The sequence below is a fragment of the Nocardioides psychrotolerans genome (assembly GCF_900113685.1).
Lineage (GTDB): Bacteria > Actinomycetota > Actinomycetes > Propionibacteriales > Nocardioidaceae > Nocardioides > Nocardioides psychrotolerans.
In genome coordinates, this window is record NZ_FOQG01000007.1 from 107116 (window position 1) to 120738 (window position 13623).

The following is a 13623-nucleotide window of genomic DNA, read 5'->3' on the forward strand; positions in this document are numbered from 1 at the left end:
CCGTCACCGCGCGGATCGCCGTAGCGGGATCCCGTTCCGGTCACCGCCTCATAGGCCAGAAGAGCAGCCCAGAAGTCGCTGCCTTGAGGTCAGCCTGCCTGGAGGCTGAATTCGTTGCCGTCCGGGTCGGCCAGCTCGACACCGTCAGCCAGGTCGCCAAGTCGGATGGCACCGAGCGAGATGAGCCACTCCACCTCGGTGCGGGGGTCATCGGTGACAAGGTCGAAGCGCTGCCGGTTCGGTCCGTGCTTGGGTTCGACCGGCGGGCCGCCCCACGAGACCTTGGTGCCGCCGAGCGGCGAGTGGATGGCGGTCTCCTCGTTCTCGTCCCACACCAGCGGCCAAGCCAGTGCGTCGCGCCAGAACAGGCCGACGTCCCTGGTTCCGTCACAAGTGACCTCGCCGAGGTAGCCGGTGTCCGCCAGGAAGTTGTTGCCCGGTGCGATCACACAGAGCTCGTTGCCACCCGGGTCGGCGAGCACGACGAAGGGGTCATCGGGCGCTTGGCCCACCTCGATGTGGCGGCCGCCTAGACGGAGCACCGTCTCGACGGTCCGCTGCTGGTCCTCCAGGCTGTTGCTGGTCAGGTGTAGATGTAGTCGTCGCGGCCCGACCTGCTCGGTGTCGGAGGCGACGAACCTGAGCCCGACCTGCCTCTCGTCGCCCGGCACCAGCGCGCCGCCGGACTCTACGAGGACATCCCGATCGAGCAGCCCGGCCCAGAACGCCGCGATTGCGGGCGCATCGGCGACGTCGAAGGTCACCGCTTGCAGTCGCGAAGTCACCTCTGCACCATAGGACGGTCGCCGAGCCGGGCGACCGGTTTCCATGGCATGGGTGACGCCGACGTGCAATAGCCAGAAGGCATCGGGGCGACTCATCCCGGTCATGGATCCTGTTGCGGGTCCTCGTGCAGGAAGGGGGAACGGCTCCCGCATCTGCTGGTCCGGTGGGGCGGTCGCCGCGGGCGTGGGTGCGAGTGGGCTCTGAGAGTTGGTCCTGCGCAGCCATCGGGACCCGGGTCCCTCGGCGGCGGCTGCGTCGTCGGTGTTGAACAGCGCGCATCGGGTCAGGGAGAGGCACCCGCAGCCCAGGCACTCGTCCAGAGAGTCCTGCAGGGCTTGGAGCTCACGGACCCGGGCCGCGACCAGCTCGCGCCAGGGACCGGCCAGGCGGGTCCAGTCCTGGTGGGACGGCGCGCGGTCGGCCGGCAGCTGTGCGAGGAGGTCGTGAACCTGCAGCAGGGACAGCCCAACCCGCTGGCCCGCGGCCACGAGGGCCAGCCGGCGCAGGACGTGGCGGGGGAAGCGGCGCTGGTTGCCCGTCGTGCGGGTCGCGCTGACCAGACCCAGCCGTTCGTAGTATCTCAGCGTCGCCGGGGTGAGGCCGGCGCGGTCGGCGACCTGACTCACGCTCAGCCCCTCGTCGTCTGCAGCCATGACACCATCATCGCCCCTTAGCCCCTTGACCTGAAGTGCGCTTCATGTTGTGTACTTCGGTGATGAGCGATTCCACGAGCCCCTCGACCCGTGACGCCGACGTGCTCGACGAGACCTACACGCGGATGCACGCCACCGGACCTGAGTTCGAGGGATGGCTGTCCAACCACGGCCCGATGGCCGCTGACGCCTTGATCCGGCTCGGCTGTGGCGAGGATGTCGAGGCGTGGCTCGATGGCTACGCCCGTCGCCTGGACGAGGCGCCAGCTCCTCGGTGGGACATCGAGGAGGCCGACTGGCGGGAGGTGATCGGTGACCCCTCTCGGCTCGGGGACTGGTGCGCGCTCTTCGACCGCCAGCTCCGCGAGGAGCCATGGCGCGACGTCCTGGCCCGGTGGTGGCCCCGGCTGCTGGACGGAGCAGTCGCCTCCGCCGCCCACGGCCTGATCAGGACCGGGCACGCCGTGCGCGCTCTGCTCGAGCTGCCCACCCCACCCCGCCGCGCCGAGCTCGCCCAGGCACTGGGTTACTGGGCGGCCCGCCACCAACCACTGCCCGACCATCCGAGCCCGCACGGAGACGCTGACTTCGCGACCGCCCTGGACGCCGTCCCCGTCATCAGCAGCAGCGGTGGCATCCGCACCCGACTCAGCGACCTCGCGAGGACGCCGTCATGGCCCGACACCGTGGCGCGGCTACGCGGTGCACCCCAGCCCGGACAGGTGCCGGCCGCCCTGGACGACCTCGTCGACGAGGCCGTCACTCGATACCAGCGCTGGGCCCATGGCAATCCGATCATGCTCGTGCACGCCGCGACGGCGCCGCGCGCCGCCCGCCTGGTGCTCCCCGCCCTGCCCGAACGCCTGTGGGCGCCGACGTACGACGCGGCCTGGGCCGTCACCGCCGCCATCAGCGCCATCTACCGACCGTCCACCCCGCCGCCCCCGGCCGGTAGCAGCGAGCGGCAGACGGTCACACCCCAGGATGTCACCGCTCGCGCCATCGCCACCGGCGACGAGCACGCCATCAAATTCATCGAGGTAGCACTGGAGTCCCACCACCGCGGCAACAACCACGCACTGACCGCTGGCGCACGCGCCAGCTACCTCATCGCTCCCGTCGACTACGACGAATGACACGACGCCGCGACGAATCCCGCTGGCCGATCCCCTGCGGGACGACGGCGGCTGGTTCCCACAATTTTCCGGACGTCGCCGTGGCGGGTTCCCCTTGCAGGGAGGTCCGGCGAGGTCCGTTGGACGACGGAGCGTCGATCAGAATCGGGAGCGGAACCTGTCGGCACCGCTGCCCTCCAGGCGGACCGCGGAAGCACTGCGGTTCATCAGCGCGTTGGCCAACACCGCAGCCGGGCCAGTGACGGTAGGACCACCCAGCCCCGTCGACCAGTCGATGTCGGTCGCCATCAGGTGCAGTCCCTCGGTCCTGGCCGGGTCGACCGCACGCTTGCCGTGCGTGAGGTCGTCAAGCACTCGACGGCCGCCTTCGCGGGTGGCTTCGGCAGGAAGGTCCAGCGGCTCGCGGATGTCCTGTGCATGCAAGAACAGGTGGCTCAGGGGCGCGGTCTCTCCTGCGCCGGGCACGTTGAACCCGCTCGCCGTGGTGGCGGCGATCGCCTCAACCAGCTGGGGGCCGGTGCGTATGTCGGCGCGAGCCCACCGATCGGCGAACCGGTCGAACCTAAACCGCGCCCGAAGCAGTCCGACCACAAAGCCTCGGAAGCTCAACCCGTAGGGCATCAGCAGGTGCGCAGCCACGTCCCTCACCGACCAGCCGTCACACAGGCTGGGGCTCGCCCATTCCGCGTCCGTCAGGCCACGGAGCTGGCCAACCAACAAGTCGCGCTCGGCGGCGTACACGGACTCGATATCCGTCATGCAGACTCCACCGGCAGGGCCTGGGTGAGCCGGAAGGAGTTGCCCGACGGGTCGCGGAAGCCGGCATCGACCCCGTACGGCCGCTCCTCGGGCTCCTCGGTGAACTCCACGCCACGGGCAGTGAGCTCCTCGTAGGACTTCTGGCAGTCGCCGGTGGTCAGGAAAAGCGTCTGCGCGAATCCCTTGGCCATCAGCGCGCGGATCTCCTCACGGACCGCCTCGTCGATCATCGGCGGCCCCGGGATCGCCATCAACACGACCTCGGTCTCCTGGCCGGGCAATCCCACGGTGAGCCAACGGAAGTCGCCCATCTCCGGCACGGTGACGTCCTGGCGCAGCTCCATGCCGAGCTTCTCGGTGTAAAACGCGAGCGCTTCGTTCTGGTCGTGAACCCACACCTGCGCGCCGCTTAACTTGATCATCGGGTCTCCTCTGCTTCCGGTCTGGTGACAGCAACGCTAGAGACCACACGCCGAGTTCGTCTTCTCGATTCGTGCGCCCTTCTGCTCGGGCACGTGCCCGGGCCGGCCGTAGAACCGCACCACGCAGCTCGGCAGCACCGTTCGCGCGCTTGCGGGCGGGAAGTCGGCGCGGTAGGCGGTCGGCGTACTGCCGAACATCCGCTTGAAGCTGGTGGTGAACGAGCCCACGCTGGTCAGCCCCACCTCGACGCAGATGTCCGCGACGCGGTGGTCGGTGTTCCGCAGCAGCGCGGCGGCCCGCTCGAGGCGCCGGGTGAGCAGGTAAACGTGCGGCGAAAGGCCGAAGGCGGCTCGAAACGCCCGGCTGAAGTGCGACCGGCTCAGCCCGGCGGCGTCCGCCATCGCCGCCACGTCGATAGACTGGCCGTAGTGGCGGTCGGCGAGGTCCTTGGCGCGCAACAGGTGGCGCTCGATTGGGTGATGGCCCACGGATCCGAGTATGCCGGTCAACCCTGACTCGGCCCGCGGCCGGGCTGCGACGGCGCATGAGCCCACGGACGGAGCGCGACCTTTGACATTGTGGCGGTCGCCCAAGGCCCTCATCCTGGACCGCATACCATCGCCGACCCCGATAAGGGATCCGTACAGGAACACGCTGTCCGCGGCAAAGAGCGGGCGGTCCGCCGCAGGTCCCGGCCGCCGTGTGACTGAGCATGCGCGGGCCAGATGGGTCAGGCGGCCACTACCTTGGCCACCAGCTCGACGAGGTTCCGGTCGGGATCGCGGAGTAGCGCGCTGCGGTTGTCATTCGCTACGTCGTGCGGCGACTGGAGGACGGGAGTTCCCGCGGAGTTCAGCTTGTCGAAGGCCGCGTCGACGTCGTCCGTCCAGATGACCAGCACCATGGCTGGTTGCCCGGGTGTGGCATCGACTCCGTGCACGTTCTTGGCGGCTTCGACCGTACCCAGCCCGATGGCAAACCCATCGAGTCTGAGTTCTACATGCTCGGGGACCCCGTCCTTGGGTGTCCGGAACGTTTCTTCGAACCCGAGCAGATCTCGGTAGAACTTGAGACCGGCTTCGATGTCGTTTGTGTAGAGGTTGACGAACCCTGAAGCAAACATGTCCTGCAATCTAGCGGCCAGAGTCACGCCCGGTCACGGAGTCGCTTCCGTCGCGGGGGCGCTGCTGTGCTGCCGCGCCTAGAGCGCCGCGTTGCGGTCGGAGTGATCCGCCCCGGACGTTTGCCCACAGGCTGCGCTCCGACAAGCGTCCCGCAAGCCGAAGGGCGTTCCGGTCGTCGATCCCTCAGCGGGGCGTACTGGTCAGCGGCCCGTCTTCGTCGCGCTTCTGAGTGAGCAGACGTTGCGCGAGAAGAACTTCAGAGCCGGCCAATCCGACGGAGCAGTGCACGGTGATGTCGTCGCTGTGTCGACGCCCGTTCGATGTACCGAGCAGAACGTCAGCTAGCGAGACCAGCGGTGTTGATCCGGTGAAGAACGGTTCGGGATACGCGGCAGCTTGTGCCGGCGAATCGCATGTGACGAGTGCGGCCGCGGCGACGAGGCCGGAGGGCATCTCGTGGCGGTCGGCGAACTTGGGGCCGACGGTAGTGACGTGGGCGCCGACTGCGATGTCGGTGACGTCGATGACAGGAGTGGTGGATCTGGTGGCGAGAATGACGATCCCGGCATCGCAGACGGCCGATGCTGCGTCTTCGGATGGCCAGACCATGAGCCCGAGTTCTTCGCGGGCGCGGGCAGCGAAGTCCCGTCGGTGTTGTTGGTCCGGGCTGTACACGCGAACCTGTCTCAGCTCTCGGACGGCCGTAAGGGCCCACAACTGCGCCCAGGCCTGCCGACCGGTGCCGACAACCCCGGCGGTGTCTGCTTCGGGTCGAGCCAGGAGATCGACGGCGACGGCGCCGAGGGCCCCGGTACGCCGAGCGCCGAGTTCATCGCCCACCACCAGGCCGGTCAGCTGGCCGCTTGCGTTCCACACGGCCACCAACTGATCCCCAGCCGGGTGGCCGGCTCGGTAGGCGCGGAATCCGCTCGTGCCGTCTGGGAGACCGCCTACGGTGAAGACATAATCCACGCTGCCCAGTTCGGCGCGTGCGCGCGGAGGGGCGATGAGTTCACCGCGACCGGCCTGCAGGAGAGCCTCCCGCGCGGCGGCCACCACCATTGCGGCCGATGCTGCACACACATCGTCGTCGGTCAGGATCATCATGGACTCACCATTGCAAGTGAAGTGCGCTTGAGGTCAAGCACCACGCTGAGCGAAGCGAGCAGGCGCCCGCCGTGAAGCTCAAACTATCGCCAAGAGCGGATCGCTCTGCGAGACGCACTCGCAGGGCTGAACCCAGCAAGGTCGGTGAGCGCGCAGCCTGAGCGAGCGTCGCTCGCTTGGCTGTGGGTCGTGAGTGGTGGACTGGTCTCATGACGACCGTTGCTCTGCATCACACCGAGTTCGGACCGACTGACGGTCTCGCCGTCCTTGCCCTGCATGGATGGACGCCGGACCACCGGTTGATGACCGGATGCCTCGAACCGGTGTTTGCAGCTCGAACCCACCCGTACCGTCGGCTCTATCCCGATATGCCCGGCATGGGCGCCACACCCGCCGGCTCCGTCGCGTCATCGGACGACATGCTCGCCTCCCTCGAGGTGTATGTGGACGAGCACGTCGGGGATGGGCCCTTACTCGTCATCGGCGAGTCTTACGGCGGCTACCTTGCTCGGGCGATCACGCGGCGCCGTCGGCACCAGGTTGCCGGACTCGCTCTCGTCTGCCCGATCGGCCGCGCCGTACTACACGCCGATCGGGACGTTCCGCTGCACACCGTGCTCGTTCGTGACCCCGCCCTGGGAGACATGCAAGGTTCGGACTTCGACGATGTCGCCGTGGTCCAGACCCACGAGACCTACCGCCGCACCCAAGATGAGATCGTCGTCGGACTCGAGATCGCCGATCAGGCAGCGCTGGACCGCATCCAGCAGCAATGGGTGCTCTCCGACGATCCCGAGGACGCGGAACCGATCATGGTGCCAACAGCGATCGTGTCTGGTCGACAAGACGCCTCAACCGGCTACCGCGATGTGTGGTCACTCTTGGAGCACTACCCGAGAGCGAGCTTCGCGGTCCTCGATCGGGCCGGACACAACTTGCAGATCGAGCAACCTCGTCTCTTCACCGCGATCACCGCGGAATGGCTTGACCGCGTCGAGGAATCCCTTGCGACCTGGCCTGGACGTGTGCTCGGTCGAGCGCCCTCGGTGGTGCACGAGGAATAGCGGTCGCCCGCTCGACGGCATCTCCGGTGGTCCCGTAGTCGATCCCCAACTGCGACTGTGAGCTATGGAAGCCAGGCGAGGCTGTGGCCATGTGGTCCGGTCACGGCAACAGGCACCCGGTCGTGCGCGAGGATGAACCGGCCACGAGGTCTCGGATTTAGGTCGGCGCCACGGATGACGCCGGGAGCCTCGTTCGACACCCAGTGAATGTCGCGGATTCTCTTCACAGCGCGCATGACATCGGTGAACCGACTGCGCTGCTCTTGATCAAGGTAGGCCAACACTGCGGAGTGGAAGACAACCAACGTCGCATCCGAGGGTGCGTCCGCGAGCAGCCCGGGAAGGTCGATGAGGAGGTCACCGGCGTCGAGTCGGGGCGGGTCCGCGGCGACCAGGTCAAGTGCCCGGTCCAGGCGTTCGGCGCGGTCGATCTGTTCAGGCCAGACAAGCGAGGCCAGCCAGCGGCGGTCGTCGTCACGGTTGGCCTGCAACGGGTTCAGGTCGAGTCCGGCCCGCCAGACCACCTCGGGTAGCTGGCCGGGCAGCGGGACCGGTCCGGTCACCTCGCAGGACAGAAAGATCTCGCTTTCGCCAAGCCGATGCTCGCCCAGGCTCGTTGCATAGCGGTAGCTGTACCGGTTGGGGTACAGACACAGCCCTGCGCTGGCTCCGACTTTCGACCAGAGCGAGCGGCTGGGGCAGTGAGGCCAGTCATACGACGGCGACACCCCATGCAACTCATGCACGGCCATCCCCAGATACAACTCAGCCGTATCCCGCCCCACGCCAGTCCAGTCAGCCACGCGATCACGATAGGCAGGCCTCGAAGGATGGAGGACATGCCCCAGGTCGTGAGGTGTTCGCAAGCGGATCGGCTTTCGGGACGCATGGCTCGACCTTCAAACGCCGTCCGCTCATCGGCCAGATCCGGTAGACGCCGGCCCGCACTGCGGTCGATGGGGACACAGCCAGTGAGGGGTCCTAGACGGGCGTCAGGTCGACGAACCCGCCACCGAGCAGCGCGTCGACCGCCGCCAGCCGGGCGCGGGTGATGTCGGCGACGGTGGCGTAGCCGGCGAGCTGGGCGTTGGAGCCGACCCGGGTCGGTTCGGTCGAGTTCACCGACAGGCACGTGCGGCGCCCCCCGTCCTCGGCGTTGGCGAGCGCGACCGCGTGGCCCGTCGTACCGCTGCCGGCGAAGAAATCGAGCACCCGCGCGTCGTCGGGCATGGTGGCGAGGATGCGCCGCAGGAGCCCGGTCGGCTTGGGTGACTCGAAGACGTGACCGAGGATCTCCTTGAGCTCGACGACCGCGCTGTCGGTCGAGCCGATCTCGTCGGCCAGCCAGATCGTGCGCAGCTTCTTGCGGCGCCCCCCGGGAACGTCGCGGTGCAGCCAGTCCTTCTGGAAGACGTCGACCCGCTCGCCGCGCACCCCCTTGATGGTGCGGCACACCAGGTCGTCAGGGCGCTCGTCGATGCGGGGCCGGCTCCAGCGCCAGACCGCAGAGGTGCCGTCGCCGAAGACGGGGGCGATCTCAACGGCGCCCTCGAACGGCAGCGTGCGCACGGCCCCCGACTCCGGGTCGCCCCACACCGAGAAGTGCAACGTGCGGGCCGTCGCGGGGTTGAACTTCTTGTTCGTGTTCCTCAGCGGCAGGTGCCGGAACCGCCTGCCGTCGACGTCGGTCAGCGGGAAGTCGTGCTCGTTGACGGTGTCGGTCGTGCTCGCGTCGAGCACGCAGGCACGCGCATCCCGGGCATAGGCGAGGAGGTACTCATGGCTGGTCGCGAAACCCTTGCCCAGCTGGCGTCCCTTCGGGTTGAGGTTGACCACCACCTGTGCCAGCAGCTGGGCCTCACCGAAGACGTCGTCCATGAGCAGCCGCAGGTGGGCAGCCTCGTTGTCGTCGATGCTGACGAAGATCGCTCCCGTCGGGGCGAGCACGTCGCGGGCGGCCACCAGCCGCGGCCGCATCATCGCCACCCACGCCTGGTGGCGGCTCGCCCCGCCGACGCCACGGATGTCGTCGCGGTAGGCGAACTCGTTGCCGGTGTTGTAGGGCGGGTCGATGTAGACCAGGTCGACGCTCGCGGGCGCCAGCAGCGGTAGCACGTCGAGGTTGTCGCCGGCCACGAAGGCGTTCCCCTGCTCCGGCCACTCCACGGCCGCACCCTACGGCGCGGACGACGGCCAGGCCGTCCTGGGTGCGGGTCGCTGCGTAGAGTTCTGACGTGGGGTGGTCCGAGCGTCGCGCGCAGCGTGAGTGGGAGCGTGACCTGCTGCGCCAGATCCGAGCCCTCGAGACCACCGACGAGGGCCCCGACGGCGGTCAGGTCACCCGCCTCCGCCGCCAGCGCGTACGACGACCACCTCGCCGCCCGCGCCGTGCCCCGGCGGTGCGACGCGGACGCGCCCCGGGTGAGCGCCGTCGTACGTTCGTGACGATCGGGGTCACGCTGTCGCTCATCGGCGCGCTGCTGCTGCTCAACGTGGTGCCCGGCGCCTACCAGCTGCGCAACCTGCTCGGGCTCGACGACCGACTCGGTGCCGCGGTCGACGGCGGGAGCTCCGGCGCCTACCGCTTCCTCTCCACGCGACCGGGCACCGACGACCCGATCGGCTGGGACCCTTGCCGCCCGATCGCCTACGAGGTCAACCCGGCCGGGGCGCCCGACAGCTGGGAGTCGCTCGTGGGCGACGCCGTCGCGACGATCAGCAGGGCCACGGGGCTGGTCTTCGAGGACGAGGGCGTCACCGACGACCGCGCCTTCGACGAGCGCTTCCGAGCCGGCATCGACCCGCGACCGGTGCTCATCGGGTGGGCCACGTCCGACGAGGTCCCGGGGCTGAAAGGCGACGTCGCCGGCCTCGCCGGGCCGATCTCGACCAGCGACGGGGTCCTGACGCGCTACGTCACCGGCCGCGTCGTCCTCGACAGCGAGGCGTTCGAGCAGATCGAGCGCTTCCGCGGCGCCGAGGAGCAGCAGCGCGCGATCGTGCTGCACGAGCTCGCGCACCTGGTCGGGCTCGACCACGTCGACGATCCCTCACAGCTGATGTACCGCACCACCGAGGTCACCCGGTTCGGCCGGGGCGACCTGCGCGGGCTCGCGCTCGTCGGCGACGCGCCCTGTGGATGAGCCCCGGGTGACGGTGGTCACAGGGCGTGACCTTCGTCTCTCCGGCGAGTTGATCCCGGCATGACGTCACGCCTCGCCCTGCGCTTCGGAGTCCTGCCGCTCGGTGCCACGCTGCTCGCCGCCACCCTGGCCGCCGTACCGACCGCGACGGTCGCGTCCCCGGCCGCCTCGTCCGCGAGGTCCGGCGTCGCGGTCACCAACGGCTGCCTCTCAAGCGTCCCGGAGACGAAGGGCGGCGCCCCGGTGAAGATCTGCTACTCGATCTTCAAGCCGGCCTCGGCGACCTCCGCGAAGCGTGTCCCGATGGTCATCCACTCGCACGGCTGGGGCGGCTCGCGCACCACCGACCCCGCCGACTTCGCCAGCCTCACGCGAGCCGGCTACGGCGTGCTGTCCTTCGACCAGCGCGGCTTCGGCGCCTCGGGCGGCAAGGCCCACGTCGAGAACCCCGACTTCGAGGGCCAGGACGTCCGCGCGCTCGTGCGGTTGGTCAGCAGGCTCCGCTGGGTGCAGCAGGACGCCCCCGGCGACCCGCGCCTCGGCGCGATCGGCGGCAGCTATGGCGGGGGCTACCAGTTCCTCGGCGCCTTCGAGTCGCTGCGCCTCAAGGGCAAGCCGGTCTTCGACGCGCTCGCACCGGAGATCACCTGGCACGACGTGTCGCAGAGCCTCGCGCCCGAGGGCGTGGTGCGGACCGCGTGGGCGCTCGCACTCAGCGCTGCGGCGCTGCCGACCCAGGCGCTGCCCGAGCGTGTCTACAAGGCGCTCGTCGAGGGCGCCGCTACCGGCACCTGGCCCGACGGGTCGATCCCCGGCACGGAGGACCTCGTGACGTTCTTCGCCAAGAACGGCCCGAAGCACCACGTCGACGCCGGTCGCCGCCTCGACATCCCGGTCCTGCTCGGCCAGGGCACGACCGACTCGCTCTTCCCGCTCCAGCAGGGGCTGGCCAACTGGCAGCGCGCGATCACCCCTCGGGCCCGCAAGCAGAGCATCTTCGTGGGCTACAACGGCGGTCACGTGCTCCCCGCTGTCCTTCCCCAGGGTGTCGACGTCACCTCCGACCCGTGCAGTCGCAGGCTCGGCGGCGGCGACTTCCGCGCGCTCACCGTGAAGTTCTTCGACAAGGTCCTGCAGCGCAAGCCCAGCAGCCTCGGCGGCTTCGGCAAGATCCACCTCGCCACCCCCGACAACACCTGCACGACCGTCTCGTCGGTCGCCCCCACCACGACGTACGACGTCGGCACGGTCGCCACGACCGAGGGACCGGCCGGTGCGCCGATCCCCTACGCGGTCGCCGAGGGCCCGATCCGGATCGCCGGCTCGTCCTACCTCACCGGCAAGGTCACGGCACTGGGCGTCAACAACCGGGCGTTCTACGGGCTGGCCGTCGGCACCTCGCCGCTCGATGCCCACCTCGTCCAGAACAACGTGCTGCCGCTGAACGAGCGCCTCCCCGTCTCGGGCTTGGCCCGGCGTGTGACGCTGCCGTCGGTCGCGATCGACGTGCCCGCGGGGCAGACGCTCTACCTCCTGGTCTCGCCCGTCAGCGACACGTTCGTCACGATGGGCTCGCGGACCCCGGGTGCCGTGGTCATCGACGACACGGTCGTGCACCTCCCCGTTGTGGGCCGCTGACTCTTTACCCTGGGCTGGATGCGTACCCGACTTCCCCGGATCGCAGGCCTGGTGCTGGTCTGCGCTCTTCTCGCGGCTCCGCCGGTCCAGGCCGACGGTCCCCCAGACGACGGCACCGACCTGCGCCCCGACCAACGCTTCGCCCAACGCCTGAGCCAGGCCCGTCTCCCGCAGACCTCCGACCGGGTCCGCGGCGCGATCGCGGCGCCGATGTCACCGCTGGTCCGGCGACTCTCGACCCGTGTGGGGCCCTCGTCGAGGTGGGTCGTCTCGCCCGGTGTCAGCTACACCACCTGGAGCCAGACCGACGCGCGCGGCCCGATCCGGGCTCATCTGCTCGCGATCGACCTGAGCACCCCCGGCCTGCGGCTCGACTACGCGTCGGCCGGGGCCGTCCGTCGTACGGACCAGGTCAGCGACATCCTCGCCCACAACAAGGCGATCGCCGGTGTCAACGGCGACTTCTTCGACATCGGCGACACCGGGGCCCCCCTCGGCCTCGGTCAGGACCGCCAGCGCGGGCTGCTCCACGCACCGCGCGGCGGGTGGAACTCCGCCTTCTGGCTGGACAGGGCCGGGCGACCCGACATCGGCTACCTGCCGCTGAAGGCAGCGGTCAGGTTCCGCCCCCACCTGAAGATCACCAACGTCAACTCCCCCGAGGTACGCCGCGGCGGCATCGGCGTCTACACACCTGGGTGGGGTGCGAGCGCGGGCTACCGGTGGACCGGCGGGCAGACCAGGCAGGTCCGGATGGTGCGCGTCGTCAACGACCGCGTCGTCGAGACCAAGAACAAGCTGCCGAGCAACACCGTCATCCGGGGCAACCTGCTGGTGGGGCGCGGCGAGGGTGCCCGGCGGCTCGCGGGACTCGCCAAGGGCGCGAAGGTCGACGTCGAGGGCTGGCTCCAGGGGCGGCCGCAGGTCGCGATCACCGGCAACAAGTTCCTGATCCGCAACGGCGTCTTCGAGGTCATCAACGACCGGGAGATGCACCCCCGCACGGCGATCGGCATCGACCGCGACACCGGCGAGGTGCTCCTGCTCGCGATCGACGGGCGGCAGAGCTTCAGCCGCGGCTACACGATGGTCGAGCTCGCCGAGATGATGCAGGACCTCGGCGCCAACGAGGCGCTCAACCTCGACGGCGGCGGCTCCACGACCATGGTCGCGCGCCGGCCCAACGGGTCGATCGGCGTGGTCAACAGCCCGTCCGACGGCTTCCAGCGCTCGGTCGCCAATGCTCTCGAGGTGACCTACTCCGCGCCCTAGCCCTGGCTCGGCACGTCGACGACCGCGATGGTCGTCACCGGAGCGAGGCACTCCTGCAGGGGCGCGGTGACCTTGTCAGGGGTCACCGTCCAGGTCCCGCTGTCGTCGGGCGCGCCGGTCACCGTCACGCCCGGAGGCACGTCGCAGCCCAGCGCCACGACCGCGGCCATCAAGCGGTGACCGTCGGCCGGCGGGTTGTCCTCGGCGATCGTCATCACCTGCTCGCTGAGGCTCGAGGAGTCGAGCTGGGTCAGGAAGTCGAGCAACCCGTCGCCGTCGATCGGCGTCAGTGTGTCCGACACCGTGCCGCCGGCGTTGGTCTCGTGCACCAGGCCGAGCACGGTCGCGCCGTCGTCGGTCCCGTCGTCGGCCCCGCCGTCCGTGGGTGCCGGGGTGGTCGGGGCGCTCGAGGCCGACGGTGTCGACGTCGCGTCGTCCGTGGCTGAGCCGGTGCCCTCCTCCCCGCAACCGGCGAGCAGGAGGGGCAGAAGCAGGAGGGGTCCGAGTGTCCGTCTCAT

Annotated in this window: 14 protein-coding genes and 1 pseudogene; 5 read left to right on the forward strand and 10 right to left on the reverse strand. The window is 69.4% G+C overall.

Annotation, left to right across the window (positions count from 1 at the left end; genetic code table 11):
* Positions 1-89: 89 nt before the first annotated feature.
* Both BM204_RS10440 and soxR read right to left on the reverse strand, forming a co-directional pair.
* A complete protein-coding gene (locus BM204_RS10440; protein WP_256215640.1) occupies positions 90-890 on the reverse strand; it encodes a VOC family protein in 801 nt (266 codons plus the stop codon).
* Between the two features lie 171 nt (positions 891-1061).
* Positions 1062-1439 (reverse strand): annotated as a pseudogene (gene soxR, locus BM204_RS10445) (redox-sensitive transcriptional activator SoxR); the annotation flags it as partial.
* A 62-nt stretch (positions 1440-1501) separates the two neighbouring features.
* Here soxR and BM204_RS10450 point away from each other — a divergent pair.
* Entirely contained in the window at positions 1502-2575 is a 1074-nt protein-coding gene (locus BM204_RS10450) for a questin oxidase family protein (RefSeq protein WP_174812998.1), read from the forward strand.
* 138 nt (positions 2576-2713) lie between these two features.
* Here the strand turns inward: BM204_RS10450 and BM204_RS10455 are convergent, their stop codons facing one another.
* The 5 genes from BM204_RS10455 to BM204_RS10475 form a co-directional block, all read right to left on the reverse strand.
* Positions 2714-3334, reverse strand: a complete 621-nt coding sequence (locus BM204_RS10455) for a maleylpyruvate isomerase family mycothiol-dependent enzyme (RefSeq protein WP_091112868.1) — start codon at positions 3332-3334, stop codon at positions 2714-2716.
* On the reverse strand, positions 3331-3756 hold the full coding sequence (locus BM204_RS10460) for a VOC family protein (RefSeq protein ID WP_091112871.1): 426 nt from the start codon (positions 3754-3756) through the stop codon (positions 3331-3333). Before BM204_RS10460 ends, BM204_RS10455 begins: the two co-directional genes overlap by 4 nt.
* Positions 3757-3792: 36 nt before the next feature.
* Positions 3793-4245 (reverse strand): helix-turn-helix domain-containing protein, encoded by a 453-nt coding sequence (locus BM204_RS10465; RefSeq protein WP_218031168.1) that lies wholly within the window; start codon positions 4243-4245, stop codon positions 3793-3795.
* A 242-nt stretch (positions 4246-4487) separates the two neighbouring features.
* Positions 4488-4880, reverse strand: coding sequence for a VOC family protein (locus tag BM204_RS10470; RefSeq protein ID WP_143099718.1), 393 nt, complete (start codon positions 4878-4880; stop codon positions 4488-4490).
* Between the two features lie 184 nt (positions 4881-5064).
* The gene (locus BM204_RS10475) at positions 5065-5988 is read right to left on the reverse strand and encodes an ornithine cyclodeaminase family protein (RefSeq protein ID WP_091112875.1); all 924 of its coding nucleotides are present in this window, start codon (positions 5986-5988) and stop codon (positions 5065-5067) included.
* A gap of 209 nt (positions 5989-6197) precedes the next feature.
* Between BM204_RS10475 and BM204_RS10480 the strand changes: the two genes are divergently transcribed.
* Positions 6198-7052 carry an alpha/beta fold hydrolase gene (locus tag BM204_RS10480; protein ID WP_091112878.1) on the forward strand — a complete coding sequence of 285 codons (855 nt, stop codon included), beginning with the start codon at positions 6198-6200 and terminating at the stop codon, positions 7050-7052.
* 62 nt (positions 7053-7114) lie between these two features.
* Here BM204_RS10480 and BM204_RS10485 read toward each other — a convergent pair whose 3' ends face one another.
* Positions 7115-7855 carry a DUF2332 domain-containing protein gene (locus tag BM204_RS10485; RefSeq protein ID WP_143099719.1) on the reverse strand — a complete coding sequence of 247 codons (741 nt, stop codon included), beginning with the start codon at positions 7853-7855 and terminating at the stop codon, positions 7115-7117.
* Positions 7856-8033: 178 nt separating this feature from the next.
* Positions 8034-9218: a site-specific DNA-methyltransferase gene (locus tag BM204_RS10490; RefSeq protein ID WP_091112883.1), complete on the reverse strand. Its 1185-nt coding sequence runs from the start codon at positions 9216-9218 to the stop codon at positions 8034-8036.
* A gap of 68 nt (positions 9219-9286) precedes the next feature.
* On the opposite strand from BM204_RS10490, the gene BM204_RS10495 reads away from it, so the two are divergent.
* Genes BM204_RS10495 through BM204_RS23250 form a run of 3 tightly spaced genes read left to right on the forward strand, consistent with a single transcriptional unit; the run spans position 9287 to position 13105 of the window.
* A complete protein-coding gene (locus BM204_RS10495; RefSeq protein WP_091112886.1) occupies positions 9287-10195 on the forward strand; it encodes a matrixin family metalloprotease in 909 nt (302 codons plus the stop codon).
* Positions 10196-10255: 60 nt separating this feature from the next.
* Positions 10256-11833 (forward strand): alpha/beta hydrolase, encoded by a 1578-nt coding sequence (locus BM204_RS10500; RefSeq protein ID WP_091112888.1) that lies wholly within the window; start codon positions 10256-10258, stop codon positions 11831-11833.
* An 18-nt stretch (positions 11834-11851) separates the two neighbouring features.
* Complete coding sequence (locus tag BM204_RS23250; protein WP_091112889.1) at positions 11852-13105, forward strand: phosphodiester glycosidase family protein; 1254 nt, start codon at positions 11852-11854, stop codon at positions 13103-13105.
* Here BM204_RS23250 and BM204_RS10510 read toward each other — a convergent pair.
* Positions 13102-13623 (reverse strand): hypothetical protein, encoded by a 522-nt coding sequence (locus BM204_RS10510; RefSeq protein ID WP_091112892.1) that lies wholly within the window; start codon positions 13621-13623, stop codon positions 13102-13104. The genes BM204_RS23250 and BM204_RS10510 overlap by 4 nt on opposite strands.

Coding starts and splice junctions, on each gene's coding strand:
- BM204_RS10440 (WP_256215640.1), bottom strand. CDS start 890: ATGACCGGGATGAGTCGCCCCGATGCCTTCTGGCTATTGCACGTCGGC.
- BM204_RS10450 (WP_174812998.1), top strand. CDS start 1,502: ATGAGCGATTCCACGAGCCCCTCGACCCGTGACGCCGACGTGCTCGAC.
- BM204_RS10455 (WP_091112868.1), bottom strand. CDS start 3,334: ATGACGGATATCGAGTCCGTGTACGCCGCCGAGCGCGACTTGTTGGTT.
- BM204_RS10460 (WP_091112871.1), bottom strand. CDS start 3,756: ATGATCAAGTTAAGCGGCGCGCAGGTGTGGGTTCACGACCAGAACGAA.
- BM204_RS10470 (WP_143099718.1), bottom strand. CDS start 4,880: ATGTTTGCTTCAGGGTTCGTCAACCTCTACACAAACGACATCGAAGCC.
- BM204_RS10475 (WP_091112875.1), bottom strand. CDS start 5,988: ATGATGATCCTGACCGACGACGATGTGTGTGCAGCATCGGCCGCAATG.
- BM204_RS10480 (WP_091112878.1), top strand. CDS start 6,198: ATGACGACCGTTGCTCTGCATCACACCGAGTTCGGACCGACTGACGGT.
- BM204_RS10500 (WP_091112888.1), top strand. CDS start 10,256: ATGACGTCACGCCTCGCCCTGCGCTTCGGAGTCCTGCCGCTCGGTGCC.
- BM204_RS23250 (WP_091112889.1), top strand. CDS start 11,852: ATGCGTACCCGACTTCCCCGGATCGCAGGCCTGGTGCTGGTCTGCGCT.
- BM204_RS10510 (WP_091112892.1), bottom strand. CDS start 13,623: ATGAGACGGACACTCGGACCCCTCCTGCTTCTGCCCCTCCTGCTCGCC.